This is a genomic window from Dongia soli, assembly GCF_034044715.1.
Classification (GTDB): domain Bacteria; phylum Pseudomonadota; class Alphaproteobacteria; order Dongiales; family Dongiaceae; genus Dongia_B; species Dongia_B soli.
Map to the genome: position 1 here is coordinate 108,089 of NZ_JAXCLW010000002.1, position 23,730 is coordinate 131,818.

A 23,730-nucleotide genomic window follows, 5' to 3' on the forward strand; every position below is an offset into this window, starting at 1 on the left:
CAATGACATCGCCTCTTTTATCCATTCGGGATTTGACGGTTCGCTTCGAAACCCCGCGCGGCACGGTCACCGCCAATGACCGCTTGTCTTTCTCCGTGAAGTCGGGGGAGACGCTGGGCATCGTCGGCGAATCCGGCAGCGGCAAATCCGTGTTGTGCCGGGCGATCCTACGCCTGTTGCCGTCACCGCCCGCGCAGGTCACGGCAACGGAAATACGCTTCGGGGACCAGGATCTGCAGAAGTTGACGCCGGCCGGCATGCGGCGTGTTCGCGGCCAGGATATCGCCATGGTGTTTCAAAATCCGATGACCAGCCTCAACCCGGTTTGGCCCATTGGCGACCAGGTATCGGAAGGTCTGCGTATTCACAAGGGTTTGGGCCGGTCGTCAGCGCGAAAAGAAGCCATCGCCATTCTAAACCGCGTTGGCATACCCAATGCGGCGATGCGTATCGATGATTATCCCTATCAATGGTCTGGGGGCATGATGCAGCGCGCAGTCATTGCCATGGCGATGGCGGGAAAGCCGAAATTGCTGCTGGCCGATGAGCCGACGACGGCACTAGATGTCACCATTCAGGATCAGATTCTCGCTTTGTTGGTCGAGCTGCAACGCGAGACCGGCATGTCCATCGTCTTGGTGTCTCACGATATGAGCGTCATTTCGGAGACATGCGACCGGGTGGCGGTGATGTATGCGGGACATATCGTTGAAATGGGCACGGCAGCGACGATCTTCAAATCGCCGAAGCATCCTTATACTTATGGCTTGCTTCGCTCGATGCCGCATATCGAAGGTCGCGTCGGCAAGCTGGCCGGCATCGGCGGTCAGCCACCGGACCTGTCGCGACGTCTGCCGGGCTGTCCTTTCGCACCACGTTGTGCAGTTGCCAGTGCAGTGTGTCGGGAACGGCCAATTTGCCTGGCGTCATTGGATGACGATCATGCAACCGCCTGCCATTTTCCCGAACGGCTGGCGGAACTGGAAAGAAAGCTCGCCTCATGACCGCGACCGCTCCCAGTCTTGTCGTTGAAAATGTGGTGGTGGAATTCACCAAGCAGCGCTCGCTTGCCGATCTCTTTATCGGCAGACAGCCGCGCGCTGTGCGAGCGGTGGATGCCGTTTCCTTCTATGTCAAGCCGGGTGAAACACTAGGGCTGGTTGGGGAAAGCGGTAGTGGAAAATCGACCATCGGCAGGGCGATCCTGGGTCTGAACAAACCGCGGGAGGGACGCATCCTGTTCGAGGGCAAGACATTCGCCGAACAGGATGTCGCGGGCAAGGCGGTGTTTCGGCGCCGCATGCAGATGGTGTTTCAGGACCCCTATTCCTCGCTCAATCCCCGCCTGAAAATCGGCAATGCGATTGCCGAGGTTTTGCGGTTCCACCAAATTGTTCCGCAAGAAGCGATTGAGCGCGAGGTGAAGCGACTTCTCGCCCTGGTCGGCTTGCCCGATGCCATGGCCGAGCGGCGGCCGCGCGAACTGAGTGGCGGCCAGCGACAGCGCGCCGGTCTGGCGAGAGCTCTTGCCGTTCGTCCGAGTTTTCTCGTGCTCGATGAACCCGTCGCGGCGCTCGATGTCTCGATCCAAGCGCAGATCCTCAATCTTCTGACCGATCTGCGCCAGGAGCTGGGCCTCACCATGCTGTTCGTGGCCCATGAACTCGGTGTCGTACACCACATGTCGGACCGGATCGCGGTCATGTATCTAGGCCAGATCATGGAGACGGGGCCCTCGGACGATGTGTTCCGGTCGCCACGTCACCCTTACACCCGTGCTCTGTTGAACGCCGTTCCGAAGATGGATGTCGTCAAGCGCAAACGGGCGGCCGTCACGCAAGGAGATATCCCCGGACCAATGAATATACCGAGCGGCTGCCGGTTCAGGACGCGCTGCCCGATGGCACAAGAAGTATGCAAAACGACGCCGCCGGAAATTCCAATCACGCCGGACCATATGTCGCGATGCCATTTTGCGGCGACATTATGATCAGGCCACAAGAAAGAATGCTTTATAGGAGGAGACCATGAGCGAGCTACAGAAGAAAATCCAGCAGATCCTCGATGAGCATATTAAGCGCAACGTGGTCGGTGCCTCTTTAGCGATCAGTTTGCCTGGTTCGGAAATGACTTATGTCACCAGCGGGCTGAGCGAGAAATTCAAGAAGGAGCCGATGCGGCGCGATCACCTCTTCAGGATTGCAAGCTGCACCAAGACCTTCATCGCAACCGGCGTACATTTGCTGGTGCAGGACGGCAAGGTCGATTTGGATGAACCGATCTCCAAGTGGTTTCCGAATATCCCAAAAGCGGGAGAGATGCCGGTGCGGATTCTCCTCAACCACCGCAGCGGCCTGCCCGACTTTGAGACCTCGATGCCGATGATTTCGGACAAGGTTTGGAGTGGCAAGGAGATCGTCGATTTCGCCTTTGCCCATGGTGTCCGCAAAGAGCCCTGGCATGGCATGGAGTATTCCAACACAGGTTATGTGCTTGCCGGCATGCTGATCGAGCATGAAACTGGCCGGCCTTATGCCGAGCATTTGCGCCGCCGGATCTTCGAACCGCTGGGCATGAGCGATACCTGGGTCGGCACCTATGAAAAGTTTCCTTTAGAGCGCGAGGCACGCGGCTATATGCATGCCGATGATGACGCCAAGCCGCAGTGGGATGTCACGGGGGCTGGTGATCCTGTCGATGGCGTGTGGGATTCGACCGAATGGTTCCCGCTGTCTGGCGCCAATGCCGCTGGCGATATGGTGTCGACACCCCATGATGTCGTCATCTTCTTGAACGCCTTGTTCGATGGGCGCATTCTCAATAGCAAGGTCCTGGCGGAAATGAAGGACAAGCTCGATTCCGCCCATTTCCCTGGATCGAATGTAGTGGCCAATGGCCACGGATTGCTGGTAATGCGGTATGGCGACATCGATGTGAAAGGCCATCTCGGCCAAATTCCCGGTCATACCAGTCTGATGGGACGGGATGAAAAAACCGGTATCACTGCCATGTTGATCCAGAATTCAGGCGCCGGTGATTTCGAATCCTTTTACTTGAAGGGTGTCAACGAGCCCTTCGGCAAAATCTTCCATGCCGCCCGGGACTCATTGCGTTGATGCAGTGAGATTGAGGTGAGGGGGCATGCATCGCATCGGCTAGCTGTCGGTCGCTCAGCGGCTGATAGAGCCGATAACGTTCCTAATAAAGCTCCGTATGGCGAGATTCGGGTGATAGCCTTCGCTCGATCTGACGCCGAATTTCTCGGCGCCAACTTTGAGATGGGCAACGAGGCCGCCAGCGGGATTGATGGCGATCAAGGTTAAGCTCACTTCGGCGATATTGTCCTATGAACGGCGGGTCTATCCCGCCGTTCTTTATGTCTGCTTGCGCCGCTAACTAGCCGGACTTTCAAATTAAGGCGCCACGCGGATGCGGCGGTTATTCCGCGCGAAATTTTCATGCGCGGTTTACCTGAAGCCATAATACCTTCAAGCGGCATGGTCCTCGCATCTGTCCTTAATGATCAAGCGCCGTCAGCTGGCCCAGTCGCTATTTCCCTAATGCGTGGTACCTGGAGAGAGCGTGCATCGCATCGGTTATCTCTGATGTGGAGCTTAAAGATCGATAAAGCTGATAGCGTTCCTCATATACACCAGTGGTGGCGGTGTTCGGGCGATAGGCTTTGCTCGATCCGCTGCCGAAGCGTCGGGCACCAGCATTGAAATCGGCAACGACGCCGCCGGCAACGGCCCCGTGTATGGCGGCACCAGTTGCCGTTGCATGTGCAATATTGGGGACCGAAACCTCCTGGCCGAGGATATCAGACATCATCTGCATCAGCAGAGGGTTCCGTTCAGCAATACCACTTGTCAGAATGACGTGATCGACCGCAGAACCGCCAGCGATGAAATTTTCGATAATTTGCCGCGCACCGAAGCACAGCGACTCCAATAGCGAGTTGTAAATATCGACTGCGCTGGTTCTTAGGGTCATACCGACCAGCAGGCCACTGAGTGTCGGATCGCTGATGGGCGTTCGACAGCCATTCCACCAATCCAAGGCAATTGGCCGTGCGGCATCAAGCGGCAGGATTGCTGCGGCCTGATTGTAATAGGCGAAACTCGCCGCTTCATCGCTGCCTTGCGGGAAATTCCGCACAAACCATGCGAGCATATCGCCGAACGCCGCTTGTCCCGCCTCATAACACCATAAGCCCGGCACCGCGCCATCAAAGACGGCGCCATCGATACCGGAGATGTAATTGAGCTTGTCATCGAGCAGGAGATGACAGGCGGATGTTCCAAGCGCGCCGACCACCGTGCCGGCCGTCGTTGCGCCGACTGCCGGCAGAACCGCATGGGCATCGATGACAGCGACGGCGATAATTGCTTTGCCATCAATACCTGTTCGCTCACGCCATCTCTTGCTCAGCCCACCGGCCGGCCGGCCGATCGGTTCGGGCGGCGATAGCTTATCGGCCAAGCCGGGGACAATATTATCAGGATAGCCATCGAAGCTGTCGCCGGCCGATACCTCCTGATAATGCGCCTTATATCCCGCCTGGCACTTGCTGCGGATCTCGTGACCGGTCAATTGCCAGACCAACCAATCACCCGCTTCGATGAAGCGATCGGCTTCCTGCCAAATCGCAGGCGCCTCATCGGCGATTTCCCCGGCCTTGGCCAGAAGCCATTCACAGGATGTCCTGTTGCCATAACGCCGCAGGAAATCGTGACTGCCAGCATTGATGCGGTCAGCCCAGGCCTGAGCAGCATGATGCTTCCACAGCTTCACATAAGCATGCGGTTCCTCCGGGTGAAGTGTGGAGAGGGGCGTGCCATCGGCCTTGGCCGGCAAAGGCGAGCTCGCTGTGAAATCGAGGCCGATTGCCGAGATGTTGCGGCCGCGACCGAGCGAGGTCAGCAGAGCTTCGCCCGCCTCGATATAATCCGGTGCATGTTGCAGAGCCCAATCGGCTTGAAGCTTGCCTCCATTGGGCAGAGCGGTTGTCATCACGCCATGCCGATATCGGTGAACGTGATTGGCAACGGCCGTGCCGGTTTCGACATCGATTAGAACGCCCCGTGCGGATTCCGTCCCATAATCGAGACCTATGATATATGTCTGAGCCATATGCGCTCCGAAATCATCCGTAACTGATTAAGAGGCAGATCGTGCCAGCGGGTCTTACGCGTGATCCGTTTTTTCTGGTTCCATAACCGGCATACTGGTCAGGTAAATCTCGTTGATATGCCGCCGGAAGGCTTCGGCAGTGGCCGCTCGGTCCCCGCTCGCGAGGGCTTCATAAATGACCAGGTGATCACCATAGCTTCGTGCGATGGCGCCAGGCTGTGCCATGACAATGCGGCGATGTTCGAGCATATAACTATAGAGGTCGCTGACGAGATCCACTAACAGCGGATTCGGCGCGCAGCGGTAGATGGCGAAATGGAACTCCTTGTCGCAGATGAGAAAGCCAACCGGGTCGTCGACATATTCCCGCTGTTTTTTCAATGAGAGCTGCAGGAATGCCAAGGTCTGACGATCGATGTGCTCGGCGGCATCGGAAACGACCTGAAGCTCGACAAGCTGCCGGGCACCGTGGACCGAACGCAGATCATAACGATTGATGACATTCGCGCCAGCCATGCCAATCGTATCGGTAGCGACATCGATTCGCTTCACCCGCGTTCGTGCCCCATGAGAAACCTCGACGATATCGCGTCCCACCAGCAGCTGGATGGCGCTGCGAACAGTCTCCCGGCTGACGGAGAGAATGGTGGCCAACTCCCGCTCGCTGGGCAGTTCGTCGCCCAGCTGCAGGACACCGGAGGCGATCAGCGAAACGATTTTATCGCTGATCATCTCGCGGATGGTCCGTTTGGAAATGTCGGCCCGAATATCCGGTATCCGGGTCTGTGACCGCTGCTCCATCTGTTCCTGTCCCACCAAGGACCCAAGCTGGCCGAGGTGCCAAATTTATCCAGAGCGTTGTTTGTACCTGACCATTTTATGCAATCAACCGGCTAATGCGTCCAACATGTGGCGGAAAGCCAGCATGCCTGGATCATCCAGGCCGATGCTCTTTTCGCCAAAAATGCGGGCCCGGCCGATTTTGGCTTGCTGATCGCGAAACCGGTCCATTGTCTCGGTGGCGGCTTTCGTCGCGGCAGACAGGATTGCCTTGGGGTCGTCCAGGCCGGCGGTCGCTTCGGCGGCGGCCTGCAAGGCGTCAAGAATCGTCTTGTCGCCCAAAGCGGCCTTGCCACGAAGACGCATGGCATCCATCGCGCCCGCCAATAAGCCGGATATCTCGGACCATGGAATGTCGACTCTGCCACGCGTGGCTTTCGCCGCCGACATGAGGCCCGTTGCGATCAAGGTGCCGAAGCTGGAACCCGAGATCCGGGTAAAGGCTTGCGCGACCTTCATCAGGCTTTCGCCGATCTCAGGCGGGAGTTGGTCCAGGATGGCCGTGACCTCGCGGCCGCCGCGCACCATGGTGATGCCGAGATCGCCATCGCCGAGCTTGCCATCGGCGGTGTTCAATTCGTCGGCAACCGCCTCCATGTGATCGGCAATGGCGCGCAAGCCGAATATGAGTGTGGCACGATCAAGCGACATGATCAGACCCTCCAGAATGCGCATTCAGCCGGAGCTTTGAGATATTCCTCCCGTTCCTTATTGAGCCAGCAGAGGGTAAAGGAAATGCCCGCCATCTCCATCGAGGTGGCATAGCGTCCGACCAGTGGCATGCTGATGGTGCCGCCTGCCGATTCAATCCGCTTCTTGACCGCGCGATAAAGGATATAGAGCTCTTCCGGCGGCGTAGCGCCCAGCGAATTCACCATGGGAGAAAGACGGTCGCCTTTTTCGATCGGGCGGTCTTTCAGAATGATATCGAGCATTTCCTCGGCAATATCGTCGGCCTTTTTGATCGGACCACGCCAGACGCCCGGCTCGCCATGAATCCCCATGCCCATTTCCATTTCCGTCTCGGCGATCTCGAAGGTCGGCTTACCGGCTTGGGGAACGACACAGGGAGAGAGCGCAGCGCCCACGGAACGACAAGCATCGGCAGTCTCCTGGGCAACCCGCGTAACGCCCTCGAGATCTAGCCCGGCTTCCGCTGCGGCGCCGGCGATTTTGAAAGCATAGACCATGCCGGCCACACCGCGCCGCTTGGCAGCTTCCGCTTCCGGCGCCGAGGCGACATCATCGGCGAGGATAACCGTTGTGGTTCGGATATCTTCCATTTCGGCCATATCGCCGGCCATGTCGAAATTCATGATGTCGCCGCCGTAATTGCCATAAAGCCGAAGGACGCCGGCATTGCCGTTGGCTGCCCGGATCGCATCGGCCATCTGATCGACCGAGGGAGATGCAAAGACATCGCCGATCGCGCAGGCATCCAGCAGGCCCTGGCCGACATAGCCGGTGAAAACCGGCAGATGGCCCGATCCACCGCCGCTGACGATGCCGACCTTGCCGGTCCGGATTGGCTTCGCCCGGGCGATAACGCGGCCGCCCGCTCCCGTCTGTCGATAATATTCCGGATGCGCCTCGACCATGCCCTGGAGAAGCTCGTCCACATAGCGATAGGGGTCGTTTAAAATCTTCTTCATGGTGGGCCTTTCTGTCTCAAGAGGTGGAGGCGGAGCCGCGTCCCTTGCGGCGGAGGCGCAGACCGTTCGTGGTCATGACGAGCAGCAGCAATGCTCCCCAGATCAATTCGGTGGCAAAATTCGATACCTGCAGCATGTTGAGGCCGCTTGAGAGGAACTGTAGTGAGAGAACGGCCAAGACGAGGCCGGAAACGCGGCCGAAACCGCCATAAGGGTTGATGCCGCCGAGGACGCAGATCAGGATGGACAGCAAAAGATAGCTGGAGCCGTAATCCGCCTTCGCGGAATTGGCCCGGCTCATGATCACAAGGCCGGCGACCGATGCCAACCCGCCCGAAATGACATAGGTTCTGATCGTCAAGGCAAGATCGTTGATACCGGCAAAGCGGGCCGCTAGGGGATTGGTGCCAAAGAGTTGCACGCGCAGGCCGTATTTTGTGCGGTCTAACATGAATGTCATCGCCACCGCCAGCAGGGCAAAGATCAGCAGCGGCACGGGCAGGCCGAAAATGGCGCTATTGCCGAGGGCGGCAAAATCGTCGGGAAAGCCGATGACAGCGCTGCCGCCGGTCAGTGCGACGCCGAGACCGGTGAAGACAAGTCCGGTTCCCAATGTGGCGAGGATCGGCGGCAGGCCGAAGGCACCGATGGCGACGCCATTGAGCAATCCGGCCGAGAGGCCGACCATGATAGCGACAATGATTGCCAACAGGATGGCGGCGATGGCGAAGCCGCCTGTCGCGTCAGTGCCGGCCAGCGCTGCTAAAAGCAGTGCGGCGATGATGGCCGAGAGATTGGCAGTGCCGACAACCGAAAGATCGATGCCCCCCGTCAGCATGACCAGCATCATCGCCAGCGAGAGGATGGCAAATTCAGGAAACTGGAAAGCCATCGAGCTGAGGTTGCCTGCCGACAGGAAGCGTTCGGGCGATAGAAGGGTCATGATGACGAAAATAACGATGGTAATGACGGCCAAGCGACTGTTATCAGCCCGCAGCAACCGCAACAGCACGCTATTGTCCGATGACGTTTGGCGGGCTTCGGTCGGTGTCTGCATGATCAAATCCTCGAACTCAACCGGCACGGCGCGCGGCGCGCTTGGTCTGATAGGCGGGGATACCCGTGCCAAGGAGAATTAGCATCCCGATCACGACCATCTGCCATGTCGATGGGATGCCGAGAAGAATAAGGCTGTTATTGATAAGGGTAATCAGGGCGACGCCGAGCAGGGCGCCAGTGATCGTACCGTATCCGCCCGAAAGACGGGCACCCCCCAAGACCACGGCGGCGATGACGGAGAGTTCCAACCCAACGATGTCGAAAGGATTGGCCACCCGGGCCATGGCCGCATGGATAATTCCAGCTAAGCCGGAAATGCCGCCGACGAAGGCATAGACGAAGACCTGTGTTGCTTGCACGTTAATGCCAATTCTCCGCGCACTTTCCAGAGAACCGCCCAAAGCGAAGATCATTCGTCCCAGCATGGTGCGATAAAGCAGGAACCAGGTAACGGCAACAACGATCACCAAAGCGGCGAAAGCCCAGGGCAGCGAATAGAAAGACCCGTCGGCCGTTGTGCCCCTGATCATGAATAGGCGCGAAAATACACGCAGGTTTGCCGGCAGGTTGGAAATCAACTGGCTGCCGATAAAGGTCAGCAGGAAACCCCGAATGATGGACAAAGTGCCGAGTGTCACGATCAGTGTCGGCAAACGGAAACCGGCAATGAAGAGTGCATTCAAAAGGCCGAGCCCTGCGCCAATGGCAACGGAGAGCAAAAACACGAAGGGCCAGGGAATATCGAGCTTGAAGTGAACCAGTAGGCTTGTCGTTGAGTACATGGCGAAAGCCGCGATGGCCGTAAAGCTGACATCGATGCCACCGGAAATCAGCACCAGGAGAACGCCGATCGCAAAAATGCCCATGACGATGGCGCCACGCAGCAGATCGAAGAGTGTCGGCAGTGATAGGAAATTGTGATCGACGATGGCGGTCATGGCGACGAATAGCACGACCACGATGGCAACCAGGGTTTCGTTTCGTGAAAAATCGATTGTCGGCTTTCGGACCATGCGTGTTGCCTATGCCTATGATGCCAGCCGGTGTGCCAGATCGCTCTCGGTTACGGAGCCGCCGGCAAGTTCTTCGACGATGCGTCCGCCCCTCATGACGAGAATGCGGTGGCAGGTTGCCAGAACCTCCGGGATGTCATCGGAGATGACGATCACACCGATTCCGGCGGCCGCCAATGCGGCGATGACTTGGTGGATATCAGCCTTGGAGCCGATATCCACGCCCACCGTCGGCCCGTTCAAAATGAGAATTTTCGGTGATTTCGCCAGCCAGCGGGCAAGGACGATACGCTGCTGGTTGCCGCCGGAAAGTGATTTGACCGGCGCATCGGGGCTGGCCACAACTTTCAACCGGTGCAGCCACTCATCTATTTCGGCGGATAGGCCTTGCCGATCGATGAGGCCACCCATTCCGGCATGATCGTCGAGCCGGCTGACGGCGATATTCCGCGCGATCGATTGCGAGAGGAACAATCCTTCCGTCAAGCGGTCTTCCGGCACATAGCCGATGCCGGCATCGATCGCATCGCCGGGATTCCGAATGACGGTCGGCACGCCCTGGATCGCGACTGCGCCGCCATCCACCTCCATCAGGCCGAACAACGCCTTGGCCAATTCAGTACGGCCTGAGCCGAGCAATCCGCTGATCCCCAATACTTCGCCGGCACGCAGTGAAAAAGAAATATCGTCAAGCAAGCCATTGCGGCGCAGGCCTCTGACAGCGAGGATCTCCGGCAGATTTGCCTCCGGGATGACAGGGGTTGTTCTGATGAAATGGCGACCGGTCATATGATGCGCGAGGGAATCCAGGCTGAAGCCGGCGGTGGCGCCATCTACCACCAGCCGGCCATTGCGGATCACGACGATCTTTTCGCAGACCTCGAAGATTTCCGCCAGTTTATGGCTGACGAAAAGGACAGCGACTCCTTCGGCTTTGAGCCGCCGGATAATGGCGAGCAGGGCGCGTACTTCACGATCGGTCAAAGCGGTCGTGGGTTCATCCATGATGATGAGCCGGGCCTGTGAAACCAAAGCGCGGCAGATAGCGACGAGCTGCTTATCGGCAACGGGAAGGGTTTCAACGCGGGCATTGAGATCGATTGGAACACCGATGCGGTCCAGCACCGCCGCCGCGATCCGACGCATTTCGGCATTGCGTACCAATTTCTTGCGGGCGGTCAATTCCGCGCTGAAGGCGATGTTTTCCGCGACCGAGAGATTGGGGAAGAGGGAAAAATCCTGAAAGATGACTTGGATTCCCGCTGCGACAGAACTGCGGGGATTGAGCGAGGCGTGCGATTTGCCGTCAATCTCGATGCTGCCGCTATCCGGCTTTTCGACGCCGGCGAGAATCTTGATCAAGGTCGATTTCCCGCTGCCATTTTCGCCGGCAAGGCAGACGGCTTCGCCCATCTTGACCTGCAGGCCGACATCGGACAAAGCCTGGACACCCGCGAAGGCTTTCGAAATATGCTGGATGGAAATGAAGGGAGAGGGACCTTCATCCGTCATCCGGTTCACTCCTCAATGCGGAAATGCAACATCAGGCGGCCGCAATCCTCGTTCTATCTGCATTTGAGGATTGCAGCCGGCGGATCAGCGCGCTTGGCCGTTTCGATCCTCAGAAAGGATATTGCGAGGCGTTCTCCTTGGTCACGTCGACCCATGCCTTGCCATAGATGACCTTGCCGTCGATGGCGACCTTCTCATAGCCGGGGATACCTAGATCCATGCCGTCCGTAGGCTTTTTGCCTTCCAGTAGCATGACGGCTATTTTATCCATCGCATAGCCTGCCAAAGCCGGATCCCAGAAAGTGATCATGTCCACAGCGCCGGTATCGAGATACTGGCTGGCGATAGAGGGCAGGCTGGTACCCATGACGCAGGTATTGTCGGCCATGCCACGTTCCTCGACGGCCAGCCCGATACCGGCAACATCGGTCGATGCGCTGCCCTGGAAACCGCGCACATTTGGAAAGGCACGCAGTAATTCCTGTGTCTTGGCATAGGCTTTCTGCTGATCGTCGAAGGTCTCGTTCTTCGATCCGACCAGTTTCATATCGGGGAAATTCTTCTTCTGATACTCGACGGCTGCATCGACCCACTGGTTATGAGACTTCGATGTGAGGCTGCCGACGAAAATGGCGTATTCGCCCTTGCCGCCCATACATTCGCCAAGCGCCTTCATGATATGCTCGCCATAGGCGGCATTTGAAAAGGCTTCGATATCCCATTCGACATTTTTGATGTCCGCCGCCTCGTGGGAGACGACCTTGATGCCTTTATCCATCGCTTTCTTCAGCACCGGCTCCAGCGCTTCCGGCGCGAAAGGAACCACGGTGATGGCATCGACGCCCTGGGCAATCATATCTTCGACCAATTGGACTTGAAGCTGAGCATCGGCCTTAGCGGGGCCGACCTGGAAGGCCTTGTTGCCGGTATCGGCGGCAAATTTCTTGACGCCTTCCTCCATGCGGTTGAACCACTGAATGCCGCTGATCTTCACAATGGTTGCAATGGAATATTTCTTCGCATCCTGCGCTTGGGCCGTTGCCATTGCGGCCAGCATGCCAATCGCCAATGCTGCCATTCCCCCGCGAAGCATGGTCTTTCTGCTCATCCTTCCCATCCTTTTCATTGTTGTTTTCTGGCCGCTGCAAATGAACGCTCCACGCCCGGATCCATCGCAAGCCACGTTCCGACCGGCCCCGCCATGGCCGGCCGAGTTATCGCAAGTCTTTAGTCGAGGCCGGACATTTCAAACTGGAGCTTATGCAATGCCGAGGCATTCAGGTCGCCCAGGCCCCTATTGACAGCCGCCTGATAGAGCTCGGCCGTAGTCGAGGAGGCGGGCAGAGCGACGCCGATCGATCGCGCATAAGCACCAATCAGGCGGGCATCCTTGAGCATGTGTTTGAGATAAAAGCTCGGATCGAAATTGTCGCCGAGCGTGGCCCGGCCGACACCACGTATCAGCGGCGAAGAGAAATCCGTGACATCCAGATATCCCATCAGCGCTGCTGGATCGAGGCCCGATTTGCGAGCCAAGGCCAGTGCTTCGCCGAGCGAGGACAATTGAGCGGCAACCAGTAAATTGCCCACCAGCTTGGCGGCGGCACCGTTCGACGTGGTGCCGAGATAATGAACCGATGCCGCCATTGCATCGAGCAATGGCCGAATTTCATCATAGGCTGCTTTGTCGCCGCCACAGACGAAATCCAACTTGCCTTCCCAGGCTTCATTCTTGGAGCCAAAGACCGGGGTATCGAGATAGCGCAAGCCGTGCTTTGCCGCTTCGCCTGCCAGTTCTTTTGTCAGATGCGGGTCTGTTGTCGTGGCGTCGGCGATAATGGCGCCCTTATCCGCCGCCGCAAAAACGCCTTCAGCGCCTGTGAGGATGGCGAGCTGCGCATCCGGACCCGTCAGGCAGAGGAAGACCACCGGCTTTCCCTGGACGGCGACCCGGATATTCGGCGCGACCGTCGCGGCAGCGAGTTCCGGCGGCAGATCACGCGGAGTGCGGTTCCAAATGGCAACGGAATGGCCCGCTGAGAGAAGGTTGCGGACCATGCCGCGCCCCATGATGCCGAGGCCGATATAAGCGATGTCTGTCAAATGCTTGCTCCCCGCAAAGGCTCACCTGTCGGTCTCGATATCGAGTACGCGGCTGGAAGCGGTCTGACAACTGGTCCATCCACCAGTCCAGTAGTTTGAGCATGGTGATTTTTGATTGTCAAGAACGGGCCGCCGGGCTTCGTGCCGTCGGTTGCCGGAACCGATCAGTTTGCTTGCCGTTTATTTGTGAAAGCCATGGAAAGGGTGAAAGATGACTCTTCGCTTCGATCCGCAAGACGGCGTGTATGATGCCAGCAATGAGACAGTCCGGTTTTTCGGCTACGAGGATGACGTCCGGCTAACTTTTGCGATTACCGGTGTTGCTCTGAGAGACCTCGCCGGCTTGGATGAAGACGCAGTTGACGATGCGGTCTATTGCCGGATTTTTAGCGAGCATCGACACGCAATTGAGGAAAAGGCGGCAAGCCTCTGGCAAGCCATCAAAGCAGATCACGAGCGCCAAGGAACGGCCCCCAGTACGATCGATCCGATCATCATTCCGATGCTGGACGAGTAAAGGGGGACGACGTCTCCGTTGCCGATGTGGCAGCTTCTGTCGGTAAGTTGCTAACGAGGCATGAGGCCCGTGCCGCTCGCATTGGGCGTCCCAGCCCAGGGGTTGCCAATGGAATTGGGACTATAGGTATTCCCGCGCGGGGCGGACATGGGTTCACTATCCGGGAGGGTGGACATCGAGTTGAGTCCGCCGATCATGCCCTGATTACTGAAACTCGGATTGCTGCCGCCACTGCTTGGTAGAGTTGGGGTAACGACATTCGCGCTGGGGCCGGTCGGCAACGGTTTCGGATTTTCTTGCGACGCCGCACCGCGCCGTTCGATGCAACGCTGTCTGGCGCTGCCGCCCAGAAAATCGCAATCCGATTTTGGGGGAAATGTTTTGACGGCTGGAGCGGTGGATTCGGTCTGTGCTTGCGCCTGTTGGGTCTGAGCCTCCGCCGAGGCTATCCCAACCGCGAGCAAGGCAGCTGAAAGCAATATAGGCAGTCTCATGAGAACTCCCCGTCTAATAGGCGAGCAACTGACTCATACTTACCATTAAGTGAGTATTCTCGCTTACTATGGCAAGATTCGTTCTTTCCTAACCAGCACGAAGTGATGAGCCACTGTCATATATATCCGGCATCCGCGTCTTCCGCCGGCACGTAAAGGATTTTATCGATCCGGCGCCCATCCATGTCGATAACTTCGAAACGGGCATCGCGGAAAATAAAGCTTTCACCGGCCTTTGGCAGGTGACCAAGATGCTGGAGCATGAAGCCGGCCAATGTATGGAAGTCGCCGCCATTCTGCAGGCCACGCAGGCCAGTCCGATCCTCGAATTCGTCGATGGAAATTGTACCGTCAACCAGCCAGGAGCCGTCCTTCCGGCGGACCATGTCAACTTCCGGTTCGTCGCCGTGTTCCGGCAGATCGCCGGCAATAGATTCCAGCACATCGGTGAGGGTCACCATGCCTTCCGTTGTCCCGTATTCGTCAACCACGACAGCAATATGAATTTTTTCGCGACGGAAATGATCGAGCACTTTCAGGATGGATGTCCGGTCGGGGATAGCCAATACATTGATCATGCGATTGCGCAGCGACACGCTTTCGCCGTGTAAAGCCGCTGCGACCAAATTTTTCGCATGAATAACGCCAATAGCCTGATCGATGGAGTTTTCGCAGACCAGGAGGCGCGAAAAGTTACTTTCCTCAATGATTCTCAATGCATCGGGCAAAGCCGTATCCGCCTCAATCCAAACGATTTCTGTGCGCGGCGTCATGATCGCGCGAACAGAACGGTCCGCCATCCGCATGACACCTTCCAGCATTCGGCGTTCCTGCGGCATGAAGATGCCGGTTTGCGTGCCTTCGGCGATGAGGGATTTAACTTCTTCTTCTGTCACTGCGCTGCCTTGGCTGCCTCCCAGGCCGAGGCTTCGGAGTATTAGTTCCGTCGAGCTCTTGAGCAGCCAGACAGCGGGGGCGGCCAGGCGTGACAATACCTGCATCGGAGCCGCCACGGCGGTGGCCACGCGCTCCGGGTTGGACATGGCAATTCGTTTAGGCACCAGCTCGCCGACGATCAGGGACAAGTAGGTAATGCCGATAACCACGATGACGACGCCGACTTCTTCGCCATGCGGCGCAATCAAAGCGAAGCTGTTCAGCCAATCGCCAAGGCGGGTGGCCAAGGTCGCGCCACTGAACGCACCTGCAAAAATGCCGACCAGCGTAATGCCGATTTGTACGGTTGAGAGAAAACGGCTGGGATCCTCGATCAGACGCAAAGCCAGACGAGCGCCTCGATTGCCGCTGCCGGCCATGTGGTCCAAGCGCGCTTTCCGCGAGGAGACGACGGCCAGTTCCGACATGGCCAAAAGGCCGTTAATGACGGTCAGAAGAACGACAATGAAAATCTCAAGGTAGAGCATGTCAGCAGTCCAGGTTGCATGAAGGGCTGCCGGCGACAGCGATAGGCTGCTTCCAGGCAAGGAGGAGGCACGGCGACTTGCCCGTCGAGGCGTGGCGCCGAGGTCCGGAAAGGAGGGAGTGGGCTAGAAACACGGTGGTTTTGCACGAAGCGGCGGTCGGGAGGAGACGCAGCGTTAGGGCCGCCCAAGGTCGCAGAGCAGCCGATCTATGACAACTGCTCCGCTTAATACTTGGGCCCTCGGAAGGATCCGGCATATGCGACCCGGATTCCGATCCGGCTCCTGCAAAATTGGCGACGAACTGGACCATATAGGCATCGACAGGCGTTTTTCAACCGGACGTGGGCACAAATCCTTCACATATCTTTTTCCCCACCCGAATAACGGCGAAATATGCCCGGCGAAATCAGCGGCTTGAGCGGAATTTATATAAGGTAATACGGAGCGGTTAAGACTGAGCCAGACCAAGAAAAAATCGCGCCGATGCGTCGCTCTGTGAAAAGATGACCGGCGTCATAGTTGGGGCAGGGGGACTGGACCCAAACGCGCGTGCTGTTGCTGGTAACTGCAGCGGGGTCTATTCTACATTGAAACGACCGTCTCAAGTGGAGACTGGCGGACAGAGCTACCCAGGAGCCTTTTGCCGGACATAATCGAGAAACACGATGCACATCGACGGTCGGTCTTCGGGGCAGGCTTTTATGGAAGGAGTGAAGCATGAGTATTCGACTTGGTGACATCGCACCGGACTTTACCCAGGAATCGACGGACGGACCGATCAGTTTTCATCAATGGCTAGGTGATAGCTGGGGCATCCTTTTTTCTCACCCGAAGGATTTCACGCCGGTGTGCACCACGGAACTTGGTGAAGTCGCCAAACTGAAGCCGGAATTCGACAAGCGCAATGTCAAGGTCATTGGGTTGAGCGTTGATCCGCTCTCCGATCACAAAGGCTGGGTTGGCGATATCGAAGAGACCCAGGGAACAAAATTGAATTTCCCGCTTCTCGCCGATCCCGATCGTAAGGTGTCTGATCTCTATGGGATGATTCATCCCAATGCGAATGACACGTTGACGGTGCGTTCCGTCTTCGTTATCGGACCGGATAAGAAGGTGAAGCTGATGATCACTTATCCGGCCAGCACCGGGCGCAATTTCGATGAGATTTTGCGGGTCGTGGATTCGCTGCAATTGACGGCGCAATATAAAGTCGCGACACCAGTCAATTGGCAACATGGCGACGATTGCATCATCGTTCCCTCGGTGAGCAACGAAGAAGCGGATAAGGCTTTCCCGAAAGGCTATAAGGCGGTGAAGCCGTATTTGCGCATCACACCGCAACCGAATCTAAAATAGGATGCAACATTTAACGGGTTCGACCGGTTGATAGTCGCATGATTGCCAGTGGCATGTTCATTAGAACATGCCACTTTTGTTTCATACCAGGCGAACAGGAGTACGCGACGATGCGAAACCTCCTGGTATTGCTTATGCTGTTATCGATATTCAGCGCCATGTCCTTGCCGCCCGTCGCGATGGCAACGGAGCGGCCGTGGCAGCAACTGCCCGAGCCCAAGCCACTGCCCGATCCTGCCAGCAGCGGCTATGCCTGGATTAACGGCATCCAGCTTTACTTCGAAACGTTTGGCCAAGGCGAGCCGGTTTTGCTGTTGCATGGCGCACTCGGCAATGCGAATTACTGGGGTAATCAGGTCCCGGCTCTTGCCAAAAAATATCGCGTAATCGTCATCGACGCCCGCGGCCATGGGCGCAGCACGCGCGATGGAAAGCTTTTCAGCTATCGTCTTTTGGCGGCCGATGTCATTGCCCTGCTCGATCTCCTGAAGATCGATAAAGTCTCGATCATCGGCTGGAGCGATGGCGGCAACACGGCTTTACAGCTCGCTATTCAGCATCCGGAGCGGCTGCGTAGACTCTTCATCTTCAGCGCCAATTATAAGCCATCTGGTTATCGGCTTGATGTCGATCAGAATGACAATTTCGTCCGCTACATCGACCTGGCGCGGCGCGATTATCAACGCTTATCGGGGAAACCTCACGGATATGAAATATTTCTCCAGCTTCTCAGCCTGTTTTGGGGAAGCGAGCCAAACTTCTCGCCCGAGCAACTTAATCGCATCTCTCTTCCTATCGTCATTGCCGCCGGCGATCACGACGAAGCCATTCGGCGCGAACATACGGAAGCTTTGGCCCGAATGATTCCATCCGCCAGATTGCTGATTTTGCCCGATGTCAGTTTTTTCGCCATGTGGCAAAATCCGCAACTCTTCAATCAGACACTACTGCTGTTCCTCGCCGGAAAATAATCCAAAGATTGAGCGAAGAAGGGCCAGACATACTATTTCTTAATCGCCTCCAATTTAGTTTTTTGGCAGATCACAGGGTAACGCTGATCAGTGAAAATCCCGGCTGCGAATATTGAGGCCGCCTCCCTGCGGTGCAGATCGTTCATGCAGGCTGTCCAACATGTTGGTCAGGTCATAGAGCTTCTCGGCAACGACATGGGTGACGATATGCGGTGCGCTGCCCTCACGTTGCAGCCGTCCGCGGCAGGCCAGCAATTTGGCGCCCATGATGGTGCCGCGATATTGTTCGAACACCATGGGCCAGTTGATGAGATTGACGATACCCATTTCGTCTTCCAGTGTGACAAAGACGGTTCCGCTGGCGCTCCCGGGACGCTGCCGCACCAGGACCAGCCCGGCAACCATGACAATTCTTCCCGATTTCACATCATCAAGTTCTTTCGTCGAGATGATGCCGCGGCCGGATAATTTGCTGCGCAGAAAAGCCATCGGATGTTGTTTCAGGCTCAAGGACATGGCGCGATAATCTTCGATCACATGCTGTGACACAGGCATGAGTGGCAATGAAACGGATCGATCGCTATCAGCAGGAAGCGCATCGGTACCGGCGAAAAGCGGCAAGTCATCTTGTTCCAGCGCCATGACCGACCAGAGTGCCTGGCGTCGATCCAAATCGATGGAGCGAAAAGCATCTGCCTCCGCCAGTTTGGCGACGATGGAAGGTTCAAGGCCGGCGCGCAGCGTCAGATCGGCGACCTGGCGATAACCGTCACCACGTTGCTTCAGCAATTGTTCTTCGATGGCTTTCTGAGGAAGCCCTTTCGCTTGCCGGAAGCCGAGGCGGACGGCGTGGCGATTGCCATTCGGCTCAAGCGTATTGTCCCAGGAACTGTGATTGACATCGAGGGGCCAGATCTCGATGCCATGTTTCTGCGCATCGCCGATGATCTGTGCCGGGGCATAGAAGCCCATGGGCTGGCTGTTGAGCAGGGAGGCGGCAAAGACGTCGGGATAATGATATTTGATCCAAGCCGAAACATAGACGAGAAGCGCGAAGCTGGCGGCATGGCTCTCGGGAAAGCCATAAGTGCCGAACCCTTTGATCTGGCTGAAACAGCGCATGGCAAAATCCCGGCTATAGCCATTCCGGACCATGCCTTCGACCAATTTCGCTTCGAATTTCGCCACATTGCCTTCATTCTTGAAGGTAGCCATGGAACGCCGCAATTCATCAGCCTCATTCGCCGTGAAATTTGCCGCCACCATGGCGATCTGCATGGCCTGTTCCTGGAACAGCGGGATGCCCAAAGTTTTCCTCAGAACTTCTTCGAGGGCCGGATTTTCGTAATTCACCTCTTCCAATCCGGCGCGGCGCTTCAAATAGGGATGCACCATATCGCCCTGGATGGGGCCTGGACGAACGATCGCCACCTCGATGACGAGGTCGTAATAATTCTGTGGTTTCAGCCGTGGCAGCATGCTCATCTGCGCCCGGCTTTCGACCTGGAACACGCCGATCGTATCGGCCTGTGAGAGCATGTCATAGACCTTCGAGTCATTTTGCGGGATGGTTCTCAGCTCAAGATCAACGCCATAATGTTGCTTGAGCATGTCGAAAGCCCGCCTAAGGCAGCTCAACATGCCGAGCGCCAGGACATCGACCTTCATCATGCAAAGAGTCTCAAGGTCGTCCTTGTCCCACTGCACGATGGTGCGATTTTCCATCGCCGCATTTTCGATCGGCACCAGCGAAGAAAGCGGGCCGCGGCTAATGACGAAGCCGCCAACATGCTGCGATAGATGGCGCGGAAAGCCGATCAGTTCCCCGGCAAGTTCGATCGTGGCACGCAGCCGCGGCTCGCTGGGGTCCAGGCCGGCCTGGCGGATTTCGGTATCGGTGGCGCCTTTGTTGCTCCACCCCCAGATGGCGTTGGAAAGAGCGTTGATCGTGTCGATCGACAGGCCCATGACCTTGCCGACGTCACGGATGGCAGCTCTCGATCGATAGCAGATCACGGTTGCGGCGATACCTGTCCGATGCCGTCCGTATTTTTGATAGATATGCTGGATGACCTCTTCGCGGCGCTCATGTTCGAAATCGACATCGATATCCGGCGGCTCATTACGCGCCTCGCTGATGAAACGTTCGAAAAGCAGGTTGCTTTCCTCGGGATTGACGGCAGTGATGTCGAGGCAATAGCAAATCACCGAATTGGCGGCGGAACCGCGCCCCTGATGCAGGATTTTCTGTTCTTTCGCATAGGCAACGATGCTGGCGACGGTGAGGAAATAGGGGGCGTAATTCAGCTTCTCGACGATCTTCAATTCATGATCGATCTGGTTTCGAACCTTTTCAGGAATACCTTGCGGATAGTGTCTGGCGGCGCCTCCAAGGGTCAGGCGCTCCAGCGTTTGCTGCGCTGTTTCGCCAGGGCCGACAACTTCATCTGGATATTCGTATTTCAACTCATCTAGTCTGAACTGGCAGGCAGCGGCAATCCGCAGGGTATTGGCGATGGCCTCCGGATGATCGCGAAACAGGCGTTGCATTTCTTCGGTCGGTTTCAAATGACGTTCGCCATTGGCGCTCAGTCGGAAACCGGCTTCCTCCATGGTGCAGCCGTGACGAATGCAGGTGAGCACATCCTGCAGCGTCTTGCGCGCCGGTATGTGATAGAGCACATCATTGGTGGCAACGATCGGCAGGCCGGTCTCGGCTGCCAAGCGGCTGAGGTCGTAAAGCCGGCCGCTATCCTGTCCCTGGTAAAGATGGCTCAGGGCAAGATAGGCGCGTTGGGGAAAATCATGACGCAAGCGAATCAGAAAGTGGTTGAAGTCCGGGGCGATCTCGCCCGGGACAAGGGCGACGGCGATCTGGCCTTGGCCATGCGCCACGAAGTCTTCGTAGCTGAGATGGCATTCACCTTTGGGTGCGCGCCGCCGCCCTAAAGTCAGCAATTCACAAAGCCGGCCATAGGCCGACCGGTCCTGGGGAAAGCAAAGAAGGCTGCGGCCATCCTGGAAATCGAGGCGGCAACCGACGATCAGCTTTATCGGCCGGTCTTTACAGGCGCTATAAGCCCTGACGATACCGGCCAAGCTATTGCGGTCGGTGACGGCGATTGCCGGATGACCAAGCTCTATGGCGCGGTTGACCAGTTCCTTGGCATGGGAACCACCCTCCAGGAAGGAAAAGTTGGTGGTGACTTGCAGCTCGACATAAGACATCGGCCAGGCATTCCTCAGGCGAACAGGCCATGCATGAACCAACGTGGCGCATGATCGGGATCATAAAGTCCGGCGCGATAGAGCCAGAAGCGTCGTCCTTCCGTGTCCTCTACGCGATAATAATCGCGTAGATTGTCACTCTGATGACCTTGAATCGCATTTTGATTGGCGGTGATGCCGATCCGGCGCCACCATTCATCGGTTATTCGTTCCGGTCCTTCGGCCACCAGCACCCGATGCAAAACATGGCGCCAGCGGAACTGGATCGGCGGATCATCCGGAACCGGCGCCATGACCTCGACCGGTTCAGGATAAGTCAGCAAGCGGATCGGCCTGATCCGCCCCGATATGTTCCAGTTCAGTTTGTTTGTCATTGAAAGCGGATCTGCCTTTGCCACGGCGCGCTCAGGGATATGACTCTCCACTGCAGCGAGGCGAAAGATGCGATCCGGCCCCAGCCGATTGGCGAGACGGTCGATCAAGGGAGCCAAGGTCGTATTGACCATGGCCGATTGGGTTCCGGCGCGGTTCTTCTCCAGATCGGCCTGATACTGTCTGAGGGGCTCCACGCGCTGTGCCGTCAGCATGATCTGTTCGATACCGGGGCCGGGATCGATGCGATCGAGCTTTTTTGCCAGAAGATCGACGAGATGTTTGGCGGTCGCTGTCGGCAAAGAAAGGCCGATGCCGATTTCACTGGTTTGATGATCCAGGCGGTAGCAGCTCAGGCGCACCCGCCGGGCGCCGCTACCTTGTTCGGTAAGATCCTGCGACAGCCGCTCCGCCAGGATATGCATAGCGCGGTCGATATCTTCCGGGGTCCCGACTGGCTCGGCGAAAGTCAGGCTGACCCGATGGGCCGGGGGCGACAGCAAAGCATTGAAGGGTTCTGGCTGATCGCCCAATGCCTGGTCGAGCCTGTCGATCAGAAGCCGGCCGAAACGTTTTGCCAGAGCGGCGCGAGGCAGGGGATAGAGATCGCCGATAGAGCGCAGGCCGAGACGCTTCAGGCCTTCCGCAACGGCACTGTCAACGCGCAAGCCCTCAACCGGCAGGGCGGCTAAAGCAGCTTTGTGTTCTTGAGCCGTGACGATCGGGGATCGTTCCTGAAACCGTGCGACTGCCCAGGCGCCGCCGATGGTATCGGCGATGCCGGCGCGGCAGACAAAGCCGCGACGTCGCAGGGAGACAAGAAGATCCTGTCGTAACTTGTCTTCTCCCTGCCAGAGATGGGCACAGCCGGTGATGTCGATCATGACGCCATCGAGGCCGTCTACGGCGACCAATGGGGAAAAGCGCTGGCACCAGAATGCAAGACGTCGCAAAGCCATCGTATCGTCTGCGGGATCGGCCTCGAAATGCACCAGTTCAGGATATCGTGCCAAGGCATCCGCGAGAGAAAGTCCCGGGGTCAATTGCTCCCGCATGGCTGCTTCGTTGGCGGCCATAATCAGCCGGCGCCCGCCGCTGCTGGCGATGGCGACGGCAGGATGAGGCTTAAGCTGCAGCTCAGCCGGTTGCCCGATAGTTTTTTGCCGGGTTTGATGGAGTTGCCAGCGATCGGTTGCCCAATGCGGTAGCCAGAGAGAGAGGTAGCGCCGAGGCAGAAGTCGCTGCGATAGCGTCGCCTGCGGTGACGGCGGGAGGATCGGATCTTGCCGGTTGTTCGACATGATGCAGCTCCTGTTCGTGCAAGGTGATGGTCCAGGAACCGGCCGGGCCGTTGCGCTGCCGCCAGAGGTCGAGACGCCAGCAGGGGGAACCAAGACCTGGACGTGGCGCGGCGGAAAAGCTCGGCAGCGGATGTATCCGCCAGCGCGTCGCGGCGGCAATGGGGGCCTGGTGCCGACGGGTGGTTTCGGCACGGCGTCCGCGCCGCAAGGCCAGAACTGTGCAGCCATGGCTTTCAGCAGCCAGTTGCAGGCGCCGGCTGGAGGTCAGGTCGAGGTCGTCGATTTCGCCAATGACCGTCGCGATGCCGGCTGCCCTGACGGCTTCCTCCATTACCCAGAGGGTTTCCTGATCGCTACGTGTCGTCACCAGCAGCAAATCGCTCGGATCGATTCCGTAAGCCTGAAGCCCAATGCCGTAAAGATCCTGATGGGACGCAACCCAGAGACAGACGCCGTCGATGGTGCGTCGCCGCAACAAAGTGGCGGCAAAGAAAGCGGGCAGAACGGCTTGCTCCTGATCAAGGCCGCTCCCGGCAACTTCATGCAAGGCATCACGCGGCAAGCCGCCGCCGAGATGCCAGTCCACCGCCGGAAGGCCGAGCGGTATAAGCTGGTCGCTACGCAACGCCGCCGTCCCGCCCGATGTCAGCTGGGCAAGCTGGCGGCGAAGCATCTCGATCTTGCCATTCTGCTGAATGGCGGGTGTTACTTGATCTGCCTTCATGTTCTATTTTTGTTCTTATTTTGGCGTGAGA

Annotated in this window: 19 protein-coding genes; 6 read left to right on the top strand and 13 right to left on the bottom strand. The window is 57.5% G+C overall.

Going from position 1 to position 23,730, the window contains the following annotated elements; translation table 11 throughout:
• Window positions 1–2: 2 nt before the first annotated feature.
• From SMD27_RS07105 to SMD27_RS07115, 3 genes are read left to right on the top strand one after another with little or no spacing between them, the layout of a single operon-like run.
• Complete coding sequence (locus tag SMD27_RS07105; protein ID WP_320507676.1) at window positions 3–1,004, top strand: ABC transporter ATP-binding protein; 1,002 nt, start codon at window positions 3–5, stop codon at window positions 1,002–1,004.
• The gene (locus SMD27_RS07110) at window positions 1,001–1,990 is read left to right on the top strand and encodes an ABC transporter ATP-binding protein (RefSeq protein WP_320507677.1); all 990 of its coding nucleotides are present in this window, start codon (window positions 1,001–1,003) and stop codon (window positions 1,988–1,990) included. The genes SMD27_RS07105 and SMD27_RS07110 overlap by 4 nt, the downstream gene beginning before the upstream one ends.
• Window positions 1,991–2,027: 37 nt before the next feature.
• On the top strand, window positions 2,028–3,116 hold the full coding sequence (locus SMD27_RS07115) for a serine hydrolase domain-containing protein (protein ID WP_320507678.1): 1,089 nt from the start codon (window positions 2,028–2,030) through the stop codon (window positions 3,114–3,116).
• Window positions 3,117–3,549: 433 nt separating this feature from the next.
• On the opposite strand, the gene SMD27_RS07120 is transcribed toward SMD27_RS07115, so the two are convergent.
• From SMD27_RS07120 to SMD27_RS07160, 9 genes are all read right to left on the bottom strand, one after another.
• Window positions 3,550–5,133: a ribulokinase gene (locus SMD27_RS07120; protein ID WP_320507679.1), complete on the bottom strand. Its 1,584-nt coding sequence runs from the start codon at window positions 5,131–5,133 to the stop codon at window positions 3,550–3,552.
• Window positions 5,134–5,187: 54 nt separating this feature from the next.
• Window positions 5,188–5,934: a FadR/GntR family transcriptional regulator gene (locus SMD27_RS07125; RefSeq protein ID WP_320507680.1), complete on the bottom strand. Its 747-nt coding sequence runs from the start codon at window positions 5,932–5,934 to the stop codon at window positions 5,188–5,190.
• Window positions 5,935–6,018: 84 nt separating this feature from the next.
• Window positions 6,019–6,624, bottom strand: coding sequence for a dihydroxyacetone kinase subunit L (locus SMD27_RS07130; RefSeq protein WP_320507681.1), 606 nt, complete (start codon window positions 6,622–6,624; stop codon window positions 6,019–6,021).
• A 2-nt stretch (window positions 6,625–6,626) separates the two neighbouring features.
• Window positions 6,627–7,625: a dihydroxyacetone kinase subunit DhaK gene (locus tag SMD27_RS07135; RefSeq protein WP_320507682.1), complete on the bottom strand. Its 999-nt coding sequence runs from the start codon at window positions 7,623–7,625 to the stop codon at window positions 6,627–6,629.
• Between the two features lie 16 nt (window positions 7,626–7,641).
• Entirely contained in the window at window positions 7,642–8,682 is a 1,041-nt protein-coding gene (locus tag SMD27_RS07140; protein WP_320507683.1) for an ABC transporter permease, read from the bottom strand.
• Between the two features lie 16 nt (window positions 8,683–8,698).
• On the bottom strand, window positions 8,699–9,697 hold the full coding sequence (locus tag SMD27_RS07145; protein ID WP_320507684.1) for an ABC transporter permease: 999 nt from the start codon (window positions 9,695–9,697) through the stop codon (window positions 8,699–8,701).
• Window positions 9,698–9,712: 15 nt separating this feature from the next.
• Window positions 9,713–11,209 carry a sugar ABC transporter ATP-binding protein gene (locus SMD27_RS07150; protein WP_320507685.1) on the bottom strand — a complete coding sequence of 499 codons (1,497 nt, stop codon included), beginning with the start codon at window positions 11,207–11,209 and terminating at the stop codon, window positions 9,713–9,715.
• A 109-nt stretch (window positions 11,210–11,318) separates the two neighbouring features.
• Window positions 11,319–12,317 (bottom strand): autoinducer 2 ABC transporter substrate-binding protein, encoded by a 999-nt coding sequence (locus SMD27_RS07155; RefSeq protein WP_320507686.1) that lies wholly within the window; start codon window positions 12,315–12,317, stop codon window positions 11,319–11,321.
• Between the two features lie 119 nt (window positions 12,318–12,436).
• Window positions 12,437–13,312 (bottom strand): NAD(P)-dependent oxidoreductase, encoded by an 876-nt coding sequence (locus tag SMD27_RS07160; RefSeq protein WP_320507687.1) that lies wholly within the window; start codon window positions 13,310–13,312, stop codon window positions 12,437–12,439.
• Window positions 13,313–13,523: 211 nt separating this feature from the next.
• Here SMD27_RS07160 and SMD27_RS07165 point away from each other — a divergent pair, with 211 nt between their 5' ends.
• Window positions 13,524–13,829 carry a DUF1488 family protein gene (locus SMD27_RS07165; RefSeq protein WP_320507688.1) on the top strand — a complete coding sequence of 102 codons (306 nt, stop codon included), beginning with the start codon at window positions 13,524–13,526 and terminating at the stop codon, window positions 13,827–13,829.
• Between the two features lie 610 nt (window positions 13,830–14,439).
• On the opposite strand, the gene SMD27_RS07170 is transcribed toward SMD27_RS07165, so the two are convergent.
• Window positions 14,440–15,747, bottom strand: coding sequence for a hemolysin family protein (locus SMD27_RS07170; RefSeq protein ID WP_320507689.1), 1,308 nt, complete (start codon window positions 15,745–15,747; stop codon window positions 14,440–14,442).
• Between the two features lie 717 nt (window positions 15,748–16,464).
• On the opposite strand from SMD27_RS07170, the gene SMD27_RS07175 reads away from it, so the two are divergent.
• Both SMD27_RS07175 and SMD27_RS07180 read left to right on the top strand, forming a co-directional pair.
• Window positions 16,465–17,103, top strand: coding sequence for a peroxiredoxin (locus tag SMD27_RS07175; protein WP_320507690.1), 639 nt, complete (start codon window positions 16,465–16,467; stop codon window positions 17,101–17,103).
• Between the two features lie 110 nt (window positions 17,104–17,213).
• Window positions 17,214–18,074 carry an alpha/beta fold hydrolase gene (locus SMD27_RS07180; protein ID WP_320507691.1) on the top strand — a complete coding sequence of 287 codons (861 nt, stop codon included), beginning with the start codon at window positions 17,214–17,216 and terminating at the stop codon, window positions 18,072–18,074.
• An 87-nt stretch (window positions 18,075–18,161) separates the two neighbouring features.
• Here SMD27_RS07180 and SMD27_RS07185 read toward each other — a convergent pair whose 3' ends face one another.
• From SMD27_RS07185 to SMD27_RS07195, 3 genes are read right to left on the bottom strand one after another with little or no spacing between them, the layout of a single operon-like run.
• Window positions 18,162–21,302, bottom strand: coding sequence for an error-prone DNA polymerase (locus SMD27_RS07185; protein WP_320507692.1), 3,141 nt, complete (start codon window positions 21,300–21,302; stop codon window positions 18,162–18,164).
• Between the two features lie 14 nt (window positions 21,303–21,316).
• Window positions 21,317–22,909, bottom strand: coding sequence for a Y-family DNA polymerase (locus SMD27_RS07190; protein WP_320508638.1), 1,593 nt, complete (start codon window positions 22,907–22,909; stop codon window positions 21,317–21,319).
• Window positions 22,812–23,699 carry an ImuA family protein gene (locus SMD27_RS07195; RefSeq protein ID WP_320507693.1) on the bottom strand — a complete coding sequence of 296 codons (888 nt, stop codon included), beginning with the start codon at window positions 23,697–23,699 and terminating at the stop codon, window positions 22,812–22,814. Before SMD27_RS07195 ends, SMD27_RS07190 begins: the two co-directional genes overlap by 98 nt.
• Window positions 23,700–23,730 lie beyond the last annotated feature (31 nt).